Annotated in this window: 16 protein-coding genes; 9 read left to right on the forward strand and 7 right to left on the reverse strand. The window is 71.8% G+C overall.

Going from position 1 to position 20,310, the window contains the following annotated elements:
- The 4 genes from EDF40_RS19230 to EDF40_RS10905 form a co-directional block, all read left to right on the forward strand.
- Positions 1-333 (forward strand): DUF6286 domain-containing protein (locus tag EDF40_RS19230; RefSeq protein WP_221180701.1); only part of this gene is annotated, 333 nt, incomplete at its 5' end.
- The gene (locus EDF40_RS10895; protein ID WP_123339563.1) at positions 330-893 is read left to right on the forward strand and encodes a hypothetical protein; all 564 of its coding nucleotides are present in this window, start codon (positions 330-332) and stop codon (positions 891-893) included. The genes EDF40_RS19230 and EDF40_RS10895, both read left to right, overlap by 4 nt.
- 98 nt (positions 894-991) lie before the next feature.
- Positions 992-1,810 carry an aquaporin Z gene (gene aqpZ, locus EDF40_RS10900; protein WP_123339564.1) on the forward strand — a complete coding sequence of 273 codons (819 nt, stop codon included), beginning with the start codon at positions 992-994 and terminating at the stop codon, positions 1,808-1,810.
- A gap of 85 nt (positions 1,811-1,895) precedes the next feature.
- A complete protein-coding gene (locus EDF40_RS10905) occupies positions 1,896-2,438 on the forward strand; it encodes a DoxX family protein (RefSeq protein ID WP_123339565.1) in 543 nt (180 codons plus the stop codon).
- A gap of 86 nt (positions 2,439-2,524) precedes the next feature.
- Here the strand turns inward: EDF40_RS10905 and EDF40_RS10910 are convergent, their stop codons facing one another.
- The 4 genes from EDF40_RS10910 to EDF40_RS10925 all read right to left on the reverse strand — a co-directional run bounded on the left by EDF40_RS10910 (position 2,525) and on the right by EDF40_RS10925 (position 11,177).
- On the reverse strand, positions 2,525-3,154 hold the full coding sequence (locus tag EDF40_RS10910; RefSeq protein WP_235035994.1) for a hypothetical protein: 630 nt from the start codon (positions 3,152-3,154) through the stop codon (positions 2,525-2,527).
- Positions 3,155-3,172: 18 nt separating this feature from the next.
- A complete protein-coding gene (locus EDF40_RS10915; RefSeq protein ID WP_260212665.1) occupies positions 3,173-4,171 on the reverse strand; it encodes an alpha/beta hydrolase in 999 nt (332 codons plus the stop codon).
- A 74-nt stretch (positions 4,172-4,245) separates the two neighbouring features.
- The gene (locus EDF40_RS19615) at positions 4,246-10,266 is read right to left on the reverse strand and encodes a DUF5979 domain-containing protein (protein WP_123339566.1); all 6,021 of its coding nucleotides are present in this window, start codon (positions 10,264-10,266) and stop codon (positions 4,246-4,248) included.
- A complete protein-coding gene (locus EDF40_RS10925) occupies positions 10,263-11,177 on the reverse strand; it encodes an HAD family phosphatase (protein WP_123292867.1) in 915 nt (304 codons plus the stop codon). The genes EDF40_RS19615 and EDF40_RS10925 overlap by 4 nt, the downstream gene beginning before the upstream one ends.
- 154 nt (positions 11,178-11,331) lie before the next feature.
- Between EDF40_RS10925 and EDF40_RS10930 the strand changes: the two genes are divergently transcribed.
- The 5 genes from EDF40_RS10930 to EDF40_RS10950 all read left to right on the forward strand — a co-directional run bounded on the left by EDF40_RS10930 (position 11,332) and on the right by EDF40_RS10950 (position 15,100).
- Positions 11,332-11,751: an SHOCT domain-containing protein gene (locus EDF40_RS10930; protein ID WP_123339567.1), complete on the forward strand. Its 420-nt coding sequence runs from the start codon at positions 11,332-11,334 to the stop codon at positions 11,749-11,751.
- Complete coding sequence (locus EDF40_RS10935; RefSeq protein ID WP_123339568.1) at positions 11,748-12,254, forward strand: DUF1269 domain-containing protein; 507 nt, start codon at positions 11,748-11,750, stop codon at positions 12,252-12,254. Before EDF40_RS10930 ends, EDF40_RS10935 begins: the two co-directional genes overlap by 4 nt.
- Entirely contained in the window at positions 12,251-12,556 is a 306-nt protein-coding gene (locus EDF40_RS10940; protein ID WP_123292747.1) for a hypothetical protein, read from the forward strand. Before EDF40_RS10935 ends, EDF40_RS10940 begins: the two co-directional genes overlap by 4 nt.
- A gap of 103 nt (positions 12,557-12,659) precedes the next feature.
- A complete protein-coding gene (locus tag EDF40_RS10945) occupies positions 12,660-14,201 on the forward strand; it encodes an arylsulfatase (protein ID WP_123339569.1) in 1,542 nt (513 codons plus the stop codon).
- Between the two features lie 50 nt (positions 14,202-14,251).
- A complete protein-coding gene (locus tag EDF40_RS10950; RefSeq protein ID WP_123339873.1) occupies positions 14,252-15,100 on the forward strand; it encodes a formylglycine-generating enzyme family protein in 849 nt (282 codons plus the stop codon).
- Positions 15,101-15,156: 56 nt separating this feature from the next.
- On the opposite strand, the gene EDF40_RS10955 is transcribed toward EDF40_RS10950, so the two are convergent.
- The 3 genes from EDF40_RS10955 to EDF40_RS10965 all read right to left on the reverse strand — a co-directional run bounded on the left by EDF40_RS10955 (position 15,157) and on the right by EDF40_RS10965 (position 20,284).
- The gene (locus EDF40_RS10955) at positions 15,157-16,737 is read right to left on the reverse strand and encodes a Na+/H+ antiporter (RefSeq protein WP_123292869.1); all 1,581 of its coding nucleotides are present in this window, start codon (positions 16,735-16,737) and stop codon (positions 15,157-15,159) included.
- A gap of 80 nt (positions 16,738-16,817) precedes the next feature.
- A complete protein-coding gene (locus EDF40_RS10960) occupies positions 16,818-17,312 on the reverse strand; it encodes a MarR family winged helix-turn-helix transcriptional regulator (protein ID WP_123339570.1) in 495 nt (164 codons plus the stop codon).
- Positions 17,309-20,284, reverse strand: coding sequence for a glycosyl hydrolase (locus EDF40_RS10965; protein ID WP_123339571.1), 2,976 nt, complete (start codon positions 20,282-20,284; stop codon positions 17,309-17,311). Before EDF40_RS10965 ends, EDF40_RS10960 begins: the two co-directional genes overlap by 4 nt.
- Between the last annotated feature and the right edge of the window lie 26 nt (positions 20,285-20,310).

Here is a 20,310-nt window from a genome sequence, read left to right on the forward strand (position 1 = left end):
GTCCTGGGCATCGTGCTGATCGTCCTGGCCCTGAAGCCGGGTCGCCAGCACCGCTCGGTCGTCCAGCACGACCGTGGTGCCGTCGTCATCGACACTCGCATCGTCGCCTCCACGGCGGCCAACGCCGCCGGCACGGCAGCAGGGGTCCCCGAGGGCAACGCCTCGGCCACCGCCCGCGGTCGGCGCACCGACGTCCGGATCGTGCCCGTCACCGGCATCCCGGTCGACGAGCAGGCCGTGCAGGCAGCCGTCCGCGACCGCCTCAGTGGTCTCGACGAACGATTCGGCCGGAACATCCGCGTCCGCGTCGACGAGAAGGGGACCCTCGCATGACCAAGAGCAACCGGACCATGAACCGGATCATCCTCTTCGTCCTCGGCCTCGTCGCCGTCGTCGTCGGTCTCACGATCGGTGCGGGCGTGGTGCCCGCCGTGCAGGACGCGATCAAGCCCACCATCGACCTGCCGAGCAGCCTGGACGTCCCCGCGTCCTCGCTCTGGATCGTCGCCGCCGCCTGCGCCGTCGTGATCGTGCTCGCACTGGTCTGGGTGTTCACCCGCGGCGGGGGCGGCACGTCCGTCGCCGTCCGCGAGCGCTCGGGCGAGGACGCCGTCACGGTGAACGTCGCACTCGTCCGCGACGTCGTCGAGCACGAGCTCGCCGGGGTCCGCGACGTCGTCGGCTCCCGCGTCGACACCTACCTGGTGCGGAAGCAGCGTGCCGCTCGCATCCGCGTCGCGGTCCGCCGCGGCGGGGACGCCGTCTCGGTGCTCGACGCCGTCGACCGCGCCGTCGCGGTCCTCGACCGCACGCTCGGCCGCGAGGTGCCCGTCCTGGTCCACCTGACCGGTGGGACCCGTTCGGCGCTCGCGAAGTCGACCCGCGTCCACTGACACCCGCCAGCCGGACGCGACCCCGGGCCTCCCGGCCCACCGAAGACCCACGCAACACCCACCACCGGGCGAACGCCCGACCGATGAAAGGACCCGCCATGGCCCAGCGCCGCCCACACCACGACCGCGGACGCACCGAGCCGGTCAGCGAGTCCACATCCGAACAGCAGCGAGAAGACGCCGACGTCTGGTCGCCGCTGGCCCGGTACGCGTCTGAGTTCTTCGGTACCTTCCTGCTCGTCCTCGGCGGGGTCGGGACCGCGCTGTTCGCGGCAAACATCCCGAGCGCCACGGACAACCAGCAGGGCGTCGGCTACCTCGGCGTGGCCTTGGCGTTCGGGCTCACGCTCGTCGCGGGGATCTCGGCGGTCGGGCACATCTCCGGCGGGCACTTCAACCCCGCCGTCACGCTCGGACTGCTGGCTGCCGGTCGCACCGACGCACGCCACGTCGCGGGCTACATCGTCTCCCAGGTGGTCGGTGGTCTCGTCGCGACGAGCATCATCGCCGCCGTGCTGTCCGGCAAGTCCGGGGCGCTTACGGCGGCTCGTGACGGCGGCTTCGCCTCGAACGGCTACGGGTCCGCGAGCCCCGGCGGGTACGGACTCGGATCGGTGTTCCTGGCCGAGGCCGTGCTGACCGGTGTCTTCATCGCCGTCATCCTCTCGATCACGGCGAAGCGGGAGTACCAGGCGGTCGCGCCGATCGGCATCGGTCTCACCCTGACGCTGATCCACCTGGTGAGCATCCCGATCAGCAACACGTCCGTGAACCCCGCCCGGTCGATCGCGGCAGCCGTCTACGGCGGTGCCACACCCCTGACGCAGCTCTGGGTCTTCATCGTCGCCCCGATCGTCGGGGCCGTCGTCGCGGGCCTGGTCGTCCGCGTCACCGGACGGCGCCGGATCACCAGCTGACGACGCCCGCCCGAGGCGGTGGCCACGCGGGTCCGCACCGGCGTACCGTCGCCCGGATCACCACCACGGACGATCGGGAGAACGCATGAGCTCGCACACCACCAGCACCGCTTCGGTCACCGCCAAGACCCTGCTCCGCATCGCCCTCGGAGCCGTGCTCGTCTCGCACGGCTCCCAGAAGCTCTTCGGCGCGTTCGGCGGCGGGGGCATCGAGGGCACCGCGCAGGGCATGCACGCGATGGGGTTCCGCCCCGCCAAGCGGAACGCCGTGCTGGCCGGCATCGGCGAGGCCGGCTCCGGTGCCGCCCTGGCACTCGGGCTCGCCACCCCGATCGCCGGTGCGGGCGCCGCGACGACGATGGGTGTCGCGTCGAGCGTGCACACCCCGAACGGCTTCTTCAACGCGGACGGCGGCTTCGAGTTCCCGGCGTTCCTCGGCTTCTCGGCGGCGATGTTCGCGCTCGGCGGCCCCGGTCCGGTGTCGCTCGACCACGCCACCCGGCACGTGTTCGACCGCCCGTGGCTGCGGGCGGTCGCCCTCGCCGCGATCCCGGTGGCGATCGCGGTCCAGGTCGCGCAGCGTCGGAAGGCGCTCGCGTCCGACGCGGCGGCGCCCGAAGACGCGTAGACCACGAGACGGGAGGCCCGGTGCCAGCTGGCACCGGGCCTCCCGTCCGGTCCGTGGTCGGCGCTCCTGCCGCGCTCGCGCCCGTCTCAGACCAGGACGGGGAACGTGGCGAGCAAGCACGCCCCGCCGACGAGGCCGATGACCGCGGCGACGAACAACGCGATGCGAGCCCACTCGCGGCTGCCTCGGTCCGACACGGCCGCGAAGAACAGGACGAGGGCGAACAGCACCGTCAGGAGTGAGTAGTCGTCGGACTGCTGGTTGTCGGCGAGGGCGCGGTCGAACTGCCGGTCCGCCTTCGCCGAGAGCGTCGCCGCGCGGTCCGATCCGGCGGGCACGTACGCGTCCGTCGCGAACGGCCCGTCCGCGGTCCGACCGGTACCGTCCCACTCCTCGAACGCGGTGCGGAGCTCCGGGGAGAACCGCTCCTGCACGTAGCTGCGGAGCGTGGCGTCGTCCCGTGAATCGGCGAGCACCCACTGCACCCAGATGGTGACGTCCCACTGCCGTGCGTCGCGCGCGCCGGACGCGGCGTCGGCGGCCTGGATCCGGGCGCTCGACGCCTGGCTGAACGAGATGGACATCTCGCCGCCCCACTTCGACGCCTGGAAGCCGCACCAGGCGGTCACCACCGCGGTGATCGAGAGGAGGACCACGGTCGCCACCTCGCGTCGGCGCGTCCAGTGGGGGCGCTCGGGCTTCTCGGTCATCGTCATCGTCATCGTCCTGGTCGGTCAGGCGCCCGGCAGGGGGAGCGTGCGTGCCCACCGTCGGATGGCGGTGTAGGCGGTCTCGCGGACCCGGGGTTCCGAGAGCATCACGTCGTGCAGGGCGCCGTGGATCCGGGCGACGCTGACGTCGTCGCCCAGCGAGAGTGCCCGGTGCGCGACGGCGTCGACGTTCAGTGCGACGTCGACGTGGGTCATCTCCTCCGACCACTTCGGGGACAGCAGGCTGTGCGTGCTGAGCAGCACGAGCGTCGGGGTCTCGGCACCGAGCCCGTGGGCGACCTGGTCCTGACCGGCGAACACCGCTGCGAGCCACCCCGGGTGGAGCGGGAAACCGCGCTCCGGACGCCAGGCCTGGTTGTAGGTCCAGCTACCGTCGGACCCGCTCGACACGGTGCGGGTGTAGAAGCCGGGGTCGACGGTCGGGAGCGGTGCGAGGGGATTGCGCCGCGCGCCGAGCTTCATCAGCGGAGCGATCAGCTCGCGGGCGAAGCCGGTCGCCTGGAACTCCAGCCACGGACTGTTGAGCACCAGCCCGGCGGCCACACCCCGGTGGCGGCTGTTCCAGAGTGCCAACGTCAGCCCGCCGGTCGAGTGGCCGAACAGGATGAGTCGTCGACGTCCGTGCTCGGGGTCACCGTGCCCGATGGTGTCGAGTGCCGCAGCGATGTCCTCGTCGTAGACGGCGAGGTCGTCGACGTACCCGGGGGTCTGGTGCGGCAGCAGACTCCGGCCGTACTTCCGGAGGTCCAGGGCGAAGAAGCGCGCACCGAGCGCCTCGAGGTGCTCGGCCATCTCGCGTTGGAAGAAGTAGTCGGACCACCCGTGGACGTAGAGCACGTCGGCGCCGCCCAGGGGGAGGTGGTCCGACCGCCACGGGATCGCGGTCCGCCACCGTCGCGGGAGCCGGTGGGTCCGGGTCCGCCGCACGAGGGTCGCGGTCACCGGTCCTTCGTCGTCGTCCTCGAGGGGCAGGGAGCGGGCCTCGAAGTCGGGACCGAGCACGTCCGGGGCCCACCTGCTCGACGGATCGTCGCCGCGACGGGCTCGTCTCGTCGGCCCTGCACCCGGGCGCGCCGTCACCCGGACCACCTGGTCCCGTCTCGACGCCGACGGCGGGTGGAACGGCGGATCGCGATGCCACCGGTGAGCAGGAGCGCGGCGATGGCGAGCGCCACGACCGCCTGACGACCGTCGTAGCCCGTGGACGCCAGGGAGTCCGGAGCGGGGCCGATCGGACCCGACCCGCTGCCGTCCCCACCCGGTGTCACCGACGGAGGACCCGGTGCCGGTGTGGGTGTCGGGGTCGGCGTCGGCGTCGGCGTCGGCGGGATGGGGGCGAAGTCGTAGTCGTTGGTGATCGTCACGACCTGCAGGGTCGGCACGCTCTGGTCGGCCGTCGACGCGACCAGCACGCGGACCGTGCCCGGGGTGACGGTCCGGGCGTCCTCGCCGTACGCGCCCACTGCACCGCGTTCCGCGACGTCGCAGGTGGCACCGACCGGGATGCCGTCGATGCGCGCCTCGAGGGCGTTCTCGGACGTGAGGGCCACCACGGCGGCACCACCGAGGTCGAGCGCGACACCGGCCACCTCGCACCGGACGTCGGCGTCGAACCGATCAGGGGCTCGGCCGGCGCCGGTGCCCGTCACCTGCTTCCGGATGAGCATCGACCCGACGGACGGTGCGACGCCGACCTTCACCGGCGCCTGGGCGATCGGGAGTCCGCCGTCGCTCAGTGTGGCGGTGGTCCCGACCTGGTTGAAGGCCGTCTCGTCGCGGAGCGGGACCGTCGTGGGGACACCGTCCGGGTGCGCGGCGGTCACCGGCCCGTCGACGGTGCGGTACCGGGCCGTGACGGCCTCGCCCGGGTCGAGCCCGCCGACGGACACGAGGTCGACCGAGACGCGCAGGCCCGTCACGTCGTCCCAGTCGCCGGTGAACGCATCGCTCGCCGTCCACGTGTTCGTCGAGCAGAGCGAGTCGTCCGTCCAGGTCGTCGAGTCGGTGGTCGAGCACACGGTGCGGTCGGTCGTGACCTGCCAGGTCGTCGTCGCACCGAGCGGTGCGTCGACCTCCACGCCGAACGAGTCGTCGAACACCGGCCGGTAGCTGCTCCCACGCGGAGCCCCGGTCGCGAGGAGCCGGTCGCCGGGCTGCGGGAGCGGGTCGACGAAGGTGACCCGGTCCTGGTCGACGGTGCCGGTGTTCGTCGTCCGGACGCGCCACTCGTCGGTCCCGCCGACACGCGTGGCGGCGACGCAGGGCGGGAGGGTGAAGCCGTCGTCGTCCGGGGTGCAGGACGTGCCTGGGTCCGACGGGTCGGACGCACCCGAGACGAGCGGGTCGACGACGTCGCCACGCACCGCCTTGCTCGTCTGCAGCGCCGGCCCGGGCGTGGGCTGCACGTAGTTGGTCGTGCCGCACTCCTCGGCAGGGAGTCCCGAGATGGTGCCCTGCCCGTTGCCGGAGTCGTTCGTGCAGCGGTCGAGCGCCGAGCCGGTGACGGCGACGGCCGAGTTCGTGGCGCGCTCGTCCTCGTGCAGACCGGGTTCCAGCGTCAGGGGGATCGTGATTGTGAACGTCTCGTCCGGGGCCATCCGGTCGTCGTCGGTGGGCCAGGTGAACGTGATCGTCCGGCCGTCCTGGACCGTCGTGACGTCGGCGGACAGTGTCCCGTCGGGCGAGGTGCGGAACGTCGGGTCCGTCCCGTCCCACGTGAGGCCCTCGGGGAGCTCGTCGCGCACGGACGTCAGCGTGACGATGCCGGTCCCGGTGTTGCGCATCGTGACGGTCCACGGGACCGGGGTCCCGACCGGCACGGTGTGCTGGTCGTTCGCGGGCGCCTTGGCGACGTCGAGCTGGCGGGTGCCCGGGTCGAGCGTGAGGGTGTCGTCCGCGGCGGCGGTGGCGTCGGGGAAGAGCGTGTCGTCGCTGCGGTGGGCGGTGACGGTCGCCGAGTCGTCGAGGGTGCCGGGGAAGCGGACGGGTGCACCGTCCCGGCCGACCGGGAGCACGACGACGTGGAGCACCGCGGCGGCGGTCCAGGCTGCCGGCGGGTCGGCGTGGGAGAGGACGTCGCCGTCCGCTCGGTCGAAGACGAAGCGGATGCCCGTGATCGCGGCCGTGTCAGACGTCGGCAACGTCGCCGAGTCGGATGCCGCCCCGAGCTCCCACGCAGGCTGGCCGTCGAGCTGGACGTCGACGCGCACCCGGTCGGCCCCGGCCGGGAACGTCACGTCGTCCGCGGAGAACGCTGCGAGCCGGACGTCGTTCCAGAAGTCCTGGTCGGTGTCCTCGATGGTCACCGTGTCCGGCGAGACCGTCGCGTCGTCGCCCTGCGCACCGTCGAGGCGCACGTCGATCGTGTCGCTGCGGTCGGCCTCGAGCAGGGTGTCCGGTGTGAAGGTCTTCTCCGCGGTGACGTCGAGGACGCCGCGGACCAGCGCGACGGCCGCGGAGGCCGTGTCCGTCGGGGTGCTGGTCTGACCGGACGGCGCCAGGACGGGGTCGTACGACTGCGCGAACGCCCGGTTCGTGACGGTGGTCGTCGCGGTCACGGGGACGGACGGCAGGCTCCGGAGCGTCGCCCGCAACTGCGTGTGCATCGTCATGGTCAGCGGTCGGCCGGTGGAGATGGTCCCGCCGGTGCGGGTGGGGTCCGTGCCCTGGTAGACGACGCTGACGCCGACGACGTCCGCGAGCTGTGCCGCGGTCTGGGCCCGGGCGCCGGTGATCGAGGTCGTGCTGCTGGAGGTCGTCCCGGTGTCACTCCGGTGCAGCAACGTCACCGTCGATGCGTCCGCGTCGACCTCGTCGTCGTCGACGCTGAAGTCGAGTCCGGTGAGGGTGAACCGTTCGAACGGGTTGCCGGTCGTGGAGTCGGCTCCGTCGAAGGGGTCCGCCGACCACGCGTCGGGGTCGCTCGTGCAGTCGGAGAGGGTCGCCGGTGTGCACGGCATCGGGTCGGTCACGCGGACGTACGACGCGCGCGAGGCGGAGCCGTTCGTGGCGGTGACGGTGAAGTCGTTCGTGGGGTACTCGTCGGGGTCGACGTCACCGCGTGCCGGGACGGCGAGGCTGTCGTGCTCGGAGGTCTTCGCGAGCCCGACGAGGGGCGGCCGGTCGAGGATGACGAGGTCGTCGACCGCAGTGGAGCTCTGGTCTCCGTCGTCGGTCGTGGCCGTGACGTCGACCGCGTTGCGGACGGACCCGGCGGTGCTGAGGTTGTAGTCGGTGGTGCCGTTCACCCACTCGACGTCGGCGGTGCCCGGTGCTCGGAGGGAGTTCCGGAGCTCCCAGGTGAGGTGGAACGGTCGCGGCGTCGTGCTCGTGGCGATCCCCGACCCCGGAACGGGTCGGGTCGGGTCGGTGCTCGCCGCGCGGGCGTCGTCGTCGGGCGCCACGGTGATCCGGACGCCCGTCGTCGCAGCGGTCTGCTCGCTCGTCAGCGCGTACCCGACGAAGCCGGTCTGGTCGACCCAGCCGGAGGTCGGCGCCGGGACGGTGGACCACGTCCCGTCGCTGAAGAGCTCGACGGAGGTGACGGTGTCCCACCGCCAGAGCGGGTCGGTGCTCACCGCGATCGGGTCGATCGACTCGAGGTCGAACGCCTGGAAGACGGTGGCGGCCGGGTTCCCCGCGTTGCCTGCTGGATCGGTGACGACGATCTGGGACGTCCCGGTCGTCCGCGAGCCCCACTCGAGGACGGACCCGACCTGCTCGCCGGACTGGCTGTCCACGGTGGTCCGGTCGGTGGCGAAGTCGGTGTCGGTCCACCGCTTCCCGGCGATCGTGCTCCCCGTCCCGGTCGTCGACTCGATGTCGGCGTCGGCGTCGGCCTCGACGACGTCGCTCTCGATGGTGGTGCCGCCGTCGACGGCACCCTCGCCCTGTGCGGTCGCCGTGTTGGTGTAGGTCGACGGACCGGCGTCGGGGGTGCTCGTCGATCCACCGCCGTACCGCTGGTCCGCACGGGCCTGCGAGACGACGTTGGGTTGCACGGTGGTGCCCTGCGGGAAGCCGTCCGGGTTCGTGAACACGAACCGGAGTCCGGTGATCGCGCTTCGGAGGTCGGCGGGGACGGTGCCGGAGAAGTTCGTCGGGCCGGTGGCGGGGAGGCCGTCGATCGGGAGCGGCTGCCAGGTGGCGCCGTCGTCGGACGTGTAGTCGATGGTCAGCGTGGTGCCCGCGGGCACCTGCGTGGGCGCGATCGCGACCGGGTCGAACGCGTTCCAGAACGATCCGTCGTCGTGGGGCGTCGGCGCGACGTCCTCGATGGTGATCGTCGTCGGGGTCACGAACGCGGAGTCCGTGCTGGTCGTGGCCGGGAGCTGGGCCACGACCGTCCCGCCCGGTGCGATCGGCTCCTGCGGGCTGAGGGTCTTGGAGAGCGCGATCTCGATGTCCGGGCGGAACACGTCGAGCGGCGCGGACGCGCCGTCGTCGGCGGTCGCACCCCCGTTGCGTACGGAGGCCGTCGCACGGTTGGTGGTCCGGAGTGGTGCGTCGTCGGCAGCATCGAGCGCGGTGTCGATGCCGAAGCGCGTCGTCGTCGTCGCGTCGGCATCGATCGGGCCGTCGTACACGATCTCGAACCCGGTCACGAAGGTGCCGTCCGGGGCCGCGGCCGCCGGGGTGTCGCCGTCGGCGAACGGATCGGTGCGGGTCGTCCCGTCGCTGAAGTGCCAGACGACGTCGGCGCCGGTGGCGGTCGCGGGGTACGCGAGCGGACTGCTGAACCCGGCGAAGCCGACGTCGGCGGTGAAGTAGTCGAGGTCGCTGACGCGGAGTTCCTCGACCGGTCCGTCCGACGTGTTCGTGGCGGTCACGCTGCCGACCGCGTTCGTGCCCGCGGGGACCCGCGCCGGGTCGATCGACTTGGTGACCGCTGCTTCGAGGTTCGTCGGTGAGACGGTGTGTTCGGCGGAGGCCGTGCTCGTCGCGGGGTCCTGCCCGGGGACCGAGACGGTGGCGGCGGCGGTGTTCGTGGCGGACCATCCCTCGCCGAGCTCGACGTCGGAGTCCCGCTCGGTGCTGCGCTGTCCGACGTCGAGTTGGATCGAGGCAGCCGGATCGCCGGGCGTGAGGACGGCCCCGTCCGGGCCGGTGAAGGTGTACCGGACCCCGGCGACGTCGGCGTCGTCGACGCCGGCCGGGAACGTCGCGGATCCCGGCGGCGAAGGAGTCCCGGTGACCCAGCGGTAGGTGCCGGTCCCGGGGTCGAGCACGTACGCGTCGACCTGCACGGCGGTCGCTCCTGCGGGCAGGGCGATCGTGCCGGGTCCGGTGACGTCGACGTACCGGAACGGGTTCGTGGCGTCCAGCGTCGCCGCACCCTCCGCCGCGTTCGACGGGTCCTGGACGACGAGGGACGTGGCGGGGACGTTCGACGCGTTCGAGGCGGAGAGCTCGATGGTCGACGGTGCGCCGGGGGAGTACTGCTCGTTCATGGGCGTCCAGGACTTCGTCGTCGCGACGTCGACGGTCGTCGGGATGTCCACGGTGACCGTCGCGGCGCTGGACGCGGTCGCGGCGTTGTCCGCGGTGCCGGTACCGGTGTTCGTGATCGGCTGGCCGTTGTAGGGCCACGTCGGCGGGAGGTCGGCGGGGACCCGAAGGGTCGCCGTGAGCGTGTACGCCTGGCCCGCGGCGAGGCCCTGGGAGCCGTCGGCGAGCGGTTGGACGAACTCGAGGGTGCCCACGCACGGCGGGTCGCTGGTGACGACCGTCGCCGGTGTGCCGCCGCAGCCGGTGTGGGTGACGACCCAGTCCGGGTCTGCCGGCGCGGCGGGGTTGGGCGGAGTGGCGCTGAGGTCGACGATCGGGAAGCCCTCGAGCTCCGCCGGCAGGGTGTCGACGATCCGGGCGTCCACACAGTCGGCGTCATCGCACCCGAGTCGGATCGTGAAGGTGAACTCGTCGCCGGGGCCGAGGGTGGCGCTCTTGCCGCCGTCGACCAGCTTGTTCACCTCGATCGCCGCAGGGTCCGCAGCCGATGCGGGGACCGCTGTCGTCACGATCGCCCCGGTCGCGAGGAGCACCGCGGTCGTCGCGGCGATCGCCGAGCGCAGCACGTGGTTCCGGCCGATGCGCTTCACGTCGGGAACACCGTGGCCCAGTCGTCGCGGACGCTGACCACGGTGATGTCGCGCTCGTCGGCCTCACGGAGCACGACCTCGGCGCCCTTGTCGTACGGCTGGTCGCCGCGGCCGGTGTCGTCGTCGTGGTGGACGAGCAGACGGAGTCCTGCGTGGCCGGGCACGGTGTACTCGAGCATCTCCCGGTCGCCGTCGGAGTTCCCGACCGCGACCGCCGGCCGCCGTCCGATCCGGCTCCAGACCCGGACGGGCTTCTCCGGGCCGTCGTCGAAGAACGCGAGTGCGTCGACGTAGCGGACCTCGCCGTCGACGTACTCCAGGCCCATGGCGGAGCCGATGACGTGTTCCGGGGCGATGCCGTAGTTCTGCTCCGTCATGGGACGCATGAAGTCGCGTTCCCCCGCGGACACCACGTAGCAGGTGAACCCGTGCTCGTGCAGGAGCCGCACGAGCTCGACCATCGGCTGGTAGACCGTCGCCGCGTAGGGAACGCCGAGCACGGGGTGTTCGGCGTGCGCGTAGAAGTCCGACACGAGCCGTCGGTAGTCATCGACGCTCATGCCAGCGGTCACGCGCCCCACCGCCGCCAGCAGCAGCCGGAGATCGGAGTCGTCCCCGCTCGCGTGCCGGTCGACGGCGCCCCCGATCCACGACAGGTCACCGGACTGCGCGGCCGCGTAGGGCTGCGTGCGAGCGAGCTCCGGGTCGGCGGACGCTGCAGCGGCCCACTGCTGGACGAGCCAGTGCAGCTGGGTCGGCATCGGCTTCTCGTTCCAGAGCGTGCCGTCGTTGTCGAAGACGGCGACGCGGTCGTCGACCGGCAGCGGGGTGTCCCCGCCGGTCGTGCGGGCCAGGAACCGTTCGACGGCGTCGCGGGCGTGCCCCGGGCGCCAGGAGGGGAGTGTGTCCATGCCCCGGATCGTCCGGCCGCGCGGGCCGGTGCGCACCATCCTGATCGGGTGAACCGGGAAGCCCATCGCGCCGGATCGCCCGAAGCGGGTGGTGCCGGCCGCGCGCCGTCGGCGCTAGACAGCAGGCCCACGCACTCCTGAAGGGAACACGATCATGGACTTCTGGTACACGTTCTGGGCAGTGATCTGGTACGGGCTGCTCATCTCGGCGCTCATCGCCTCGCTCATGGCGCTCTTCTCGGTCCTCGCGGACCTCGTGCGGGATCGTTCGCTCAGCGGGTGGTACAAGGCGATCTGGGTCTTCTTCCTGGTCTTCGTGCCGTTCCTGACGACGTTCGTCTACCTGATCGCACGCGGTCGTGGGATGGCGGACCGCAGCGCGGAGTCCGCCCAGCGGCAGAAGGACGCCGCCGACGGCTACATCCGCACCGTGGCGGGCACGTCCCCGTCCGACGAGATCGCGAAGGCACGCGCACTCCTCGACGCCGGCACGATCACGGCGGCGGAGTTCGACGCGATCAAGGCGAACGCGGTCGGCAGCACCCGCGCGGCGCCGGCACCGGCTGCGGCGTGAGCGACCGGGCGACCGAGCTCGTCGTCATCGCCTTCGACGACGACGACGGCGCCCGGGCGGCGCACGACGCCGCACTGCGCCTCGACCGCCGCGCGGAGATCGCCCTCGACGGCATCGCCGTCGTGCACGTCGACGAGCATGGTCGCACCCACGTCGACTCCACCGGGCGTGATTCGCAGCGTGGTGCACGGGCGGCCTCGAGCGCGGTGTTCGGCACCGTGCTCGGGTTCCTGTTCCTCATGCCGTTCGCGGGGCTCGTCGTCGGCGGTGCGGTGGGGGCGCTCTTCGCGAGCCTGGACCGTGCCGGCGTGGACGCGGACTTCCGGGAGCGTCTCGCCGCCGAGCTGGCGCGGGGCGGGGCGGCCGTCATCGTCTCGGTGGCGTCGGTCGACGGGGACCGGCTCGTCGGCGCGATGACGGACCTCGGCGGCACGGTGCTCCGGACGACGCTCTCCGACGAGGACCTCCGGGCGATCGCGCACGACCTTGGTGGGCACCCGTGACGAGCGCAGTCGGTCCATCGGCTCGGACACTCGTCCTCGTGACGGCGGCGTCGCTCGTGTCCACCGTGGCCTTCTTCGTCGTCTTCGGCCTCGTGGCGCCCCTCGACTGGTGGTGGACGCTCCCGATCGCGGGGGTCGGCCTCGTGGTCGTCGTGGTCCTGGGGTTCCTGCTGCGCCGGTTCGACGGTCGGCACCTGGTGGTGCGGTCGACCGCCACGGCGGCCCAGGGACTCGGGCTCCTGCCGATCGCGTGTGCGCTGGCGACCGCCGTCGCGGTGGCCGTCGCGCTGCTGACGGGCTGAGCAGACGACGTCCACGATCTCACCCGGTCGGGGTGGCCCGCACCGGAGCGCACCCGAGCACGATCCATGCACGAGCACGACCACACGAACGAGGAGGACAGCGATGCCGAAGGACAAGCCGAACATCCTGGTCATCTGGGGCGATGACATCGGGATCACGAACCTGAGCGCCTACAGCGATGGCCTGATGGGCTACCGCACACCGAACATCGACCGGATCGCGGATGAGGGCATGCGCTTCACCGACTCCTACGGGGAGCAGAGCTGCACCGCCGGCCGGTCGTCCTTCATCACAGGACAGAGCGTGTTCCGCACGGGGCTCAGCAAGGTGGGCATGCCCGGCGCGGACCTGGGGCTCCGCGCCGAGGACCCGACGATCGCCGAGGTGCTGAAGCCGCACGGGTACGCCACCGGGCAGTTCGGCAAGAACCACCTCGGCGACAAGAACGAGTTCCTGCCGACGGCGCACGGGTTCGACGAGTTCTACGGCAACCTGTACCACCTGAACGCGGAGGAGGAGCCCGAGTCGGCGAACTGGCCGTCCATCGAGGAGTTCCCGGCCTTCAACGAGCGGGCCCGGCCGCGCGGCGTGATCCACTCGTGGTCGACCGACGAGGACGACGACACCGAGGACGGTCGATACGGACGACGTGGCAAGCAGCGCGTCGAGGACACCGGCCCGCTGACCAAGAAGCGCATGGAGACCATCGACGAGGAGTTCGCGGACGCCGCGATGGACTTCATCGGGCGTCAGGCGGAGTCCGAGACCCCGTTCTTCGTCTGGATGAACACCACCCACATGCACTTCCGGACGCACCCGAAGCCGGAGAGCCGGGGGCAGGCCGGCCGGTGGCAGTCGCCGTACCACGACACGATGATCGACCACGACCTGGTGGTCGGCTCGCTCCTCGACCAGCTCGACGAGCTCGGGATCGCGGACGACACGATCGTGATCTACTCCACGGACAACGGCCCGCACATGAACACGTGGCCGGACGGCGGGATGACCCCGTTCCGCAGTGAGAAGAACACGAACTGGGAGGGCGCGTTCCGGGTCCCGCAGATGATCCGCTGGCCCGGCCACATCGAGGCGGGGTCGATCTCGAACGCGATCATCCAGCACCACGACTGGCTCCCGACGTTCCTGGCGGCGGTGGGGGACACGACCACGGTCGAGGAGCTCAAGGTCGGGAAGACGATCGGCGACCGGACCTACAAGGTGCACATCGACGGCTACGACTTCCTGCCGTACCTGACCGGGGAGGTCGATCAGGGTCCGCGACCGGGCCTGGTGTACTTCTCGGACGACGGCGACGTCCTCGCGCTCCGGTTCGACAACTGGAAGGCGGTGTTCATGGAGCAGCGCGTCACCGGCACCCTGCAGGTCTGGTTCGATCCGTTCGTCGTGCTGCGGGTCCCGAAGCTCTACAACCTGCGGACCGACCCGTTCGAACGAGCGGACCAGACGTCGAACACGTACTTCGACTGGTTGTTCGAGAACGACTACCTGCTGCTCGCCGCCACGACGCTGGTCACCCAGTTCCTGGACACCTTCGAGGAGTTCCCGCCACGACAGCGCGCGGCGACGTTCAGCATCGACCAGGCGGTCGACAAGCTGCAGTCGTTCCTGGCCGGCGGCGACTGACGGTGCCGACCACCACCGGCCCGACCACCGCCACGGCGATCCGCTCCTCGATGGTGCGGATCGCCGGCGGCGCGTTCACGATGGGCTCCGACCAGCACTACCCGGAGGAGTCCCCGGCACGCAGCGTCACCGTCGCCGCGTTCGAGATCGCCTCGCAGGCCGTGACGAACCGGGAGTTCGCGGCGTTCGTCCGCGCCACCGGGTACCGCACGGTGGCGGAGCGGCCCCTCGACCCGGCGCAGTTCCCCGGTGCCCCGGCCGAGAACCTGCACGCCGGCTCGATGGTGTTCACCGGGGCGAGCGGGCCGGTGGACCTCCGACACCTGAGCCAGTGGTGGGCGTGGACGCCCGGCGCGAACTGGCGTCGTCCCTCCGGTCCCGGCTCGACCATCGCCGACCGCGCCGACCACCCGGTCGTGCACGTGGCGTACGAGGACGCGTCCGCTTACGCGGTGTGGGCGGGCGGGCGGCTGCCCACCGAAGCCGAGTGGGAGTTCGCGGCGCGCGGTGGCCTCGAGGACGCGGAGTTCACCTGGGGGGACGAGCCGGAGCGCCCCGGGGAACGTCGCGCGAACTACTGGCACGGCGACTTCCCCTGGCGCGCGGAACGCGGGTACGGACGGACGTCGCCGGTCGGGTCGTTCCCACCCAACGGCTACGGTCTGCACGACACGGCGGGCAACGTCTGGGAGTGGACCAGCGACCGGTACGTGGACCCCGCCGCTGAGCACGACTGCTGTGCGCCGGCGTCCGAGGCCGTGACCGTCGAGCGCCGGGTCGTGAAGGGCGGATCGTTCCTGTGCGCCGACAGCTACTGCCGCCGGTACCGCCCGGCGGCTCGGCGCGGCCAGGAGTCGGACACCGGGATGAGCCACATCGGCTTCCGCATCGCGGGCTGACCGCCCCCGACCGGTCTGACCGCGCGACCGGTCTGACCGCCCCGTCCGGTGTTCCGCTACGCGGGGGTGATGCCGTCGAGTCGCGCCTCTTCCGCGTCGTAGCCGGCGCGGACCTGGCGGAGCACCAGGTCGTCGATCTCGTCCGAGTCACGGAGCCGCAGCAGGGTCGCGGCCTTGTGCTGCACCAGGGCGAGCTCGAGCGCGACGGCGGTGTCGTGCCGCTGCACCGCCGGGTGATCGTCGTCGTCCTCCTCGCGTGCCTGGATGACGTCCAGGTGCGCCTCGTAGTCCTTGCGCACCCGGTCGACGGTGGCCTGGTCGGCTCCGGTCGACCGTGCCAGCCGCGGCAGGGCGTCGAGGGCCTCCTCGATCGCGGTCCGCTCGGCGTAGCGACGTTCCTCACCGACCGACTCGTCCTCGGGCAGCGCGGCCCGCCGCAGGACCGCCGGCAGCACGAGTGCCTGACCGACGATGGTGACGACGACCACGCCGGCCGTGACGAAGACGATGAGGTCGCGGTCCGGGAAGTCCGCTCCGGACTCGAGCACGCGGGGGACGGCGACGGCCATCGCCAGCGAGACCGCGCCGCGGAACCCGGCGAAACCGCTCACGAGCCGGTCACGGTGGCCCTCGCGGGGCGCGCCTCCCGTCCGACGGGTGACGAGCCAGACGGTGCCGCCCGCGGCGTTGAGGAACGCGAACCGGACCACGACGAGCACGACCGCGACGGCCAGGACGACGCCGACGGCGCGGAGCAGCTCGGACGGCGTCAGCGCCCGGGCCGCGACCATCGCCTCGATGCCGACCAGGACGAACAGTGCACCGTTGAGCAGGAACGTCAGGAACGACCAGAAGGCGCGGACCTGCTGCCGGGTCTCGGCGCGGTCGAGCTTCGGCCCGACCTGGCTGACGACGATGCCGGCCGCCACCACGGCGAGCACACCGGAGGCGCCGATCGCCTCGGCAGCCAGGAACGCACCGAACGGCACGAGGAGCGTGACGAGGTTCTCGAGCACCACGGTGTCGACCCGGCGCAGCACGAGCGTGCCGACCCACGCCGCGGCGAGCCCCGCGGCGACCCCACCGAGGTACGACAGGACGAGCATCCCCGACACGCCCCAGAACGTGAGTTCCTGCGTGCCCACCGTGACGGCCACCGCGATGCCGTACACGACGAGGGTCGTGCCGTCGTTGACCAGGCTCTCCGCCCGCAGCACGGTGACGTTGCGGCGCGGCAGCATCTTCGTGAGCACCCCGACAGCGGTCGCGTCGGTCGGGGCCACGGCGGCGCCGAGCACCCAGGCCGGACCCCACGGCATGCCGAGCAGGTGGAGCAGGACGGCGACGGCGCCCGCTGTGGCGACCACGAGCAGGGTGCCCATCAGGACGATGCCGCGCAGGTTCTTCCGGATCTCGCGCAGCGACGTCGTCAGGCTCTCCCAGTACAGGAGCGCCGGCAGGAACAACAGCAGGACGGCGTCGGCCGGCAGCTCGACGTCCGCGAACTCCGGCACGAAGGCCAGCGCAGCGCCGAAGACGAGCAGCAGGACCGGAGGGGCCACCCGGATCCGGTCCGCGATCCCCGCCGTCAGTGCGATGGCAAGGCCGAGGACGACCACCAGTTCAGGACCCAGCACGTGCACTCCTCGTTCGACCGACACTCCAGTCAACGCGGCCGACGGTGATCGTGCACACGGGTGCCGGAGCGACGCTCGGCTCAGGACCCGTTCGCCGCGTCGTGTCGCAGGCGCGCGAGCACCCGCCGGAGGGCGTCGACGTCCTTCGGACCCCAGTGGGCGAGGACCGCATCGAGGTCCTGGCTGAGCTGGTCGCTGATCCGCTCGCCGTACCCGCGGCCCTCGGCGGTGAGCGCGATCAACACGCTGCGGTCGTCATCGGGAGCCGGAACCCGGACCACGAGCCCGATGTCCTCGAGCCGGTTCGCGATCTTCGTGAGGTTGGCACGACCGGTGCCCAACGCCCCCGCGAGCACGCTCGGCTTCGTCGCGCCGCGGTAGGTCAGCTGGTTGACCACCAGGAACATCGACAGATCGGCCACCGGGAAGTCGATCGCGGTCATCATGCGCTGCCGGACCTGCGGGCTGTCCGCCCAGTGCACGATGCCCGCGAGTGCGACCCGGATGTCGAACGGGTCGGGGGTGATGACGGGGCGCAGGTCCACACCGCTCGGTCGTCCGCCGCGACGGGTCATCCGATCACCAGACGAACGGGACCGAGCAGGCCGTGGTCGCGGACGTGTGTCGTCTGCACCGCGTCGGGGTCGCCGAGCAGCTGCGCGATGACGTCGGGGACGTCCTCGTAGTACCCGCGGGCGAGCAACCGGTTGTTGAGTGAGCTGGCGACCCGCACGACCACCGTGTTCTCTCCCGTGCGCAGGTCGTCGGTGACGTCGACCACCGGGTGCGAGGTGTCGAACCCGCGTGCCGGTCCGCCGTTGAGCACGACCGAACCGAGCCCGCCGGCCGTCGACCCGAGGTCGAGCAGGAACCGGGCGCCGTCGTCGTCCACCGTGTCGACGGTGAACGACGTGGCGTACTCGCCGACCCCGGAGACCTCCGGTCCCACGGCGGGCAGGTCCTTCCACGGACGGAGCGGACCGGTACCGGCGTCGAGTCGTCGGACGTCGGTCAGCGGCCGGACCTCGCGCGTGACGTAGCCGTGGCCGCGGTCCTCGGTGATGAGTTCCTCACCGCCCGCGTCCCAGCTCTCGACCGCGATCCGCCAGTCGGTCATCTCGACGACGACGTCGGTCGTCGCCCGTCCGCCGAGCCGGGCGTCGAGTGCGGTCTCGCGCGCAGGCCCGCTGCGGTCGAGCGTGAACAGCGCGGTCTCACCGGGCGCGAGGTCCACGGTGACGATCGTCCGGTCGCCCTCGGTCCGTGCGGCTGGGTGGGGGAACACCGCGCCGGACCAGGCGTCCACGCGGTACACCGCGCCGGTGCCGGGCAGCGCGACCTCCACGGTGGTGGCCGAGGTGGTCTCGTACAGGAAGTGGTACAGGTACACGTGCAGCAGGTCACCGTCCTCGCGCAGGTGCGACAGGACGCTCCGGTCCTCCGTCACGAACTCGGCGCGGCCCGTCACCCCGAGGCCGCGAAGGGCGGCGACGGTGTCGGCGGCGGCGTCGTCGATCGCGGTCACCGACGGCAGGGCCAGCAGCCGCTCGACGGTGTCCGCGAGCTCGGCGTCGCGCCCGTCGAGGCCCGGGGTGCGGGCGGCCGCTCGGGGGTGGTGCGTGTCCGTCCCGGCGATCAGCGACTTGAGCTCGCGCGTGCCGTGCACGACGAGGATCCGCACGCCGTCCTCGGCCCAGGCGAGCAACCGTGCAGCGACGTCGGCATCGAGCGCGCTCTGGAAGACGAGCAGTGCCTGGTACCCGGGGCCGTCCGGTTGCACCAGGCCGCCGTCCACCCGCACGTCGTCGCGGAGCAGCAGCGACCCGTCGAGGAACTCGTACGTCCACCCGGCGTCCTGCATGCCGAGATCGCGCCACCAGTGGTTCTGCCGGTCGCGCATCCAGTACTGGCCGTAGGCGACCTCGTCGGGGACGCGGCCACCGTCGGCGTCGCGGAACACCATGCCGGACGCGTTGTCGGTGAAGTGGTCGGTGTGCAGGATGCCGACGTCGATCCGCGGGCGTCCCTGGCGCAGGACGTACTGGTACCGGCCGATCGCGTCGTTCCAGAGCGGGTAGAACTCGGCAGCGGGCTGCCGGGCGTCGAAGCGCTCCGAGAACATGCTCCACATGCCCTCGTGTCCCGGCCAGCTCGTGACGCCCTCGGCGCCCGTGGTGCTCGCCCAGCCGTGCAGGACGGTCTTCGTGATGCCGGCGGCGAGCTGCGTCGCGACGATCTGGTCGGTGAACCGGTGGTCGAGCATGTGGTTGCGGGTCGTCGCACCGGTCTCCGACGAGTACTGCTTGCCGAACAGGTGCGCCGGCCCTGCGAGCAGCCGGTACGCGTCGATCTGGGCGGCGAACTCGAGCGACTCCGTCTCGATCCCGTCGACCTCCGGCCCGGGGCGCGTCAACTCGAACGGCAGCCCGTAGCTGATCTCGGACCGCAGCGTCATGCCGTTGGCGTGCAGGAACGCCGCGAACGGGCGCAGCATGTTCTCGATGTACAGGTCGGTGAGCGTCCGGACGTAGTCGAAGCGGACCTTCTCGACGTCGACCGCCCGGTCCGGCACCGGTTCGGCGTGGTACGTGGTGCTCGACGCCATGAACGGAGCGCTGCGGGTCAGGAACGGCAGCCACGGCGTGATCGGGTAGCCGCGGCGCGTCCGGAACTCCTCGGCGACGTGCGCTCCCCAGAAGAGGCCACCGGCGCCGTAGGTCGACAGCTCGAGGGAGTCCATGTACATCTGGGCACGGGGATTGCGAGCGATCTCGGCGCGGAGGCCAGGGGTCAGGACGACGTGTTCCCAGTAGTCGATCACGGCGTCCACGCCCGCTCGCTCCAGGTAGTTCACCGTCCAGTTGACCGTCGCCGACGGTGACGCCGTCTGGCCGGTGCCGTGGCTCCAGAACGTGGACAACCGCCAGGTGCCGCCCTCCGGTGCGGTCCAGTCGAGCGCCTCGTCGGTGACCGCGCTGGTCAGGTCCACCACCGAGTCGGGGTCCAGCACGGTCGCGGCGCCGGAACCGGCGGGGTCCGGGACGACGCGCGTCGCGACCACCGCGACGAGCGTCTGGACGCGCACCGTCCCGCGTTCGCCGGGGAGCGTCGTCTGTGCGATCGGCGCGTCGAGGTCGATCCGACGGAGCGCACCCGAGCGGCTGGTCCCGCCGGGCAGGTCCTCGTGCACGACGTCGAGTTCCTGCGCAGCGGCGGGGTGGTCTGCGTCGATCGTCGGCAGGTTCGCGTTCGACCAGTTCGTCCCGGACGTGAAGCTCACCGACATGCCCCTGGCGGTGGTCTCCTCGACGACGATCTGCGAGTCGTGCACCCACTCCTCGGACCCCCAGCCGTACCGGCCGTGGTCGATCGCCCCTTCGTCCATCGCCAGGAACTCCATGCCGCCGAACCCGAGTGCGTGGGCGGTGTCGACCTCGCGTCGGAGGGTCACGTCGGTGTGCAGGCCCTCGGCGAGCCACCACCGCAGCTCCGGACGGTACTCGATGGCCGGATGGGCGACGCCACGGGCGAGGTGCTCGATCGACATGGTGTTCTCCTCGGGAACGCGCGGCG

This window comes from Curtobacterium sp. PhB170, assembly GCF_003752345.1.
Taxonomy (GTDB): domain Bacteria; phylum Actinomycetota; class Actinomycetes; order Actinomycetales; family Microbacteriaceae; genus Curtobacterium.

Excerpts from the sequence above, each read along its gene's own strand:
- EDF40_RS10895 (WP_123339563.1), top strand. The coding sequence starts at position 330 with ATGACCAAGAGCAACCGGACCATGAACCGGATCATCCTCTTCGTCCTC.
- aqpZ (WP_123339564.1), top strand. The coding sequence starts at position 992 with ATGGCCCAGCGCCGCCCACACCACGACCGCGGACGCACCGAGCCGGTC.
- EDF40_RS10905 (WP_123339565.1), top strand. The coding sequence starts at position 1,896 with ATGAGCTCGCACACCACCAGCACCGCTTCGGTCACCGCCAAGACCCTG.
- EDF40_RS10910 (WP_235035994.1), bottom strand. The coding sequence starts at position 3,154 with ATGACGATGACCGAGAAGCCCGAGCGCCCCCACTGGACGCGCCGACGC.
- EDF40_RS10925 (WP_123292867.1), bottom strand. The coding sequence starts at position 11,177 with ATGGACACACTCCCCTCCTGGCGCCCGGGGCACGCCCGCGACGCCGTC.
- EDF40_RS10930 (WP_123339567.1), top strand. The coding sequence starts at position 11,332 with ATGGACTTCTGGTACACGTTCTGGGCAGTGATCTGGTACGGGCTGCTC.
- EDF40_RS10945 (WP_123339569.1), top strand. The coding sequence starts at position 12,660 with ATGCCGAAGGACAAGCCGAACATCCTGGTCATCTGGGGCGATGACATC.
- EDF40_RS10950 (WP_123339873.1), top strand. The coding sequence starts at position 14,252 with ATGGTGCGGATCGCCGGCGGCGCGTTCACGATGGGCTCCGACCAGCAC.
- EDF40_RS10960 (WP_123339570.1), bottom strand. The coding sequence starts at position 17,312 with ATGACCCGTCGCGGCGGACGACCGAGCGGTGTGGACCTGCGCCCCGTC.
- EDF40_RS10965 (WP_123339571.1), bottom strand. The coding sequence starts at position 20,284 with ATGTCGATCGAGCACCTCGCCCGTGGCGTCGCCCATCCGGCCATCGAG.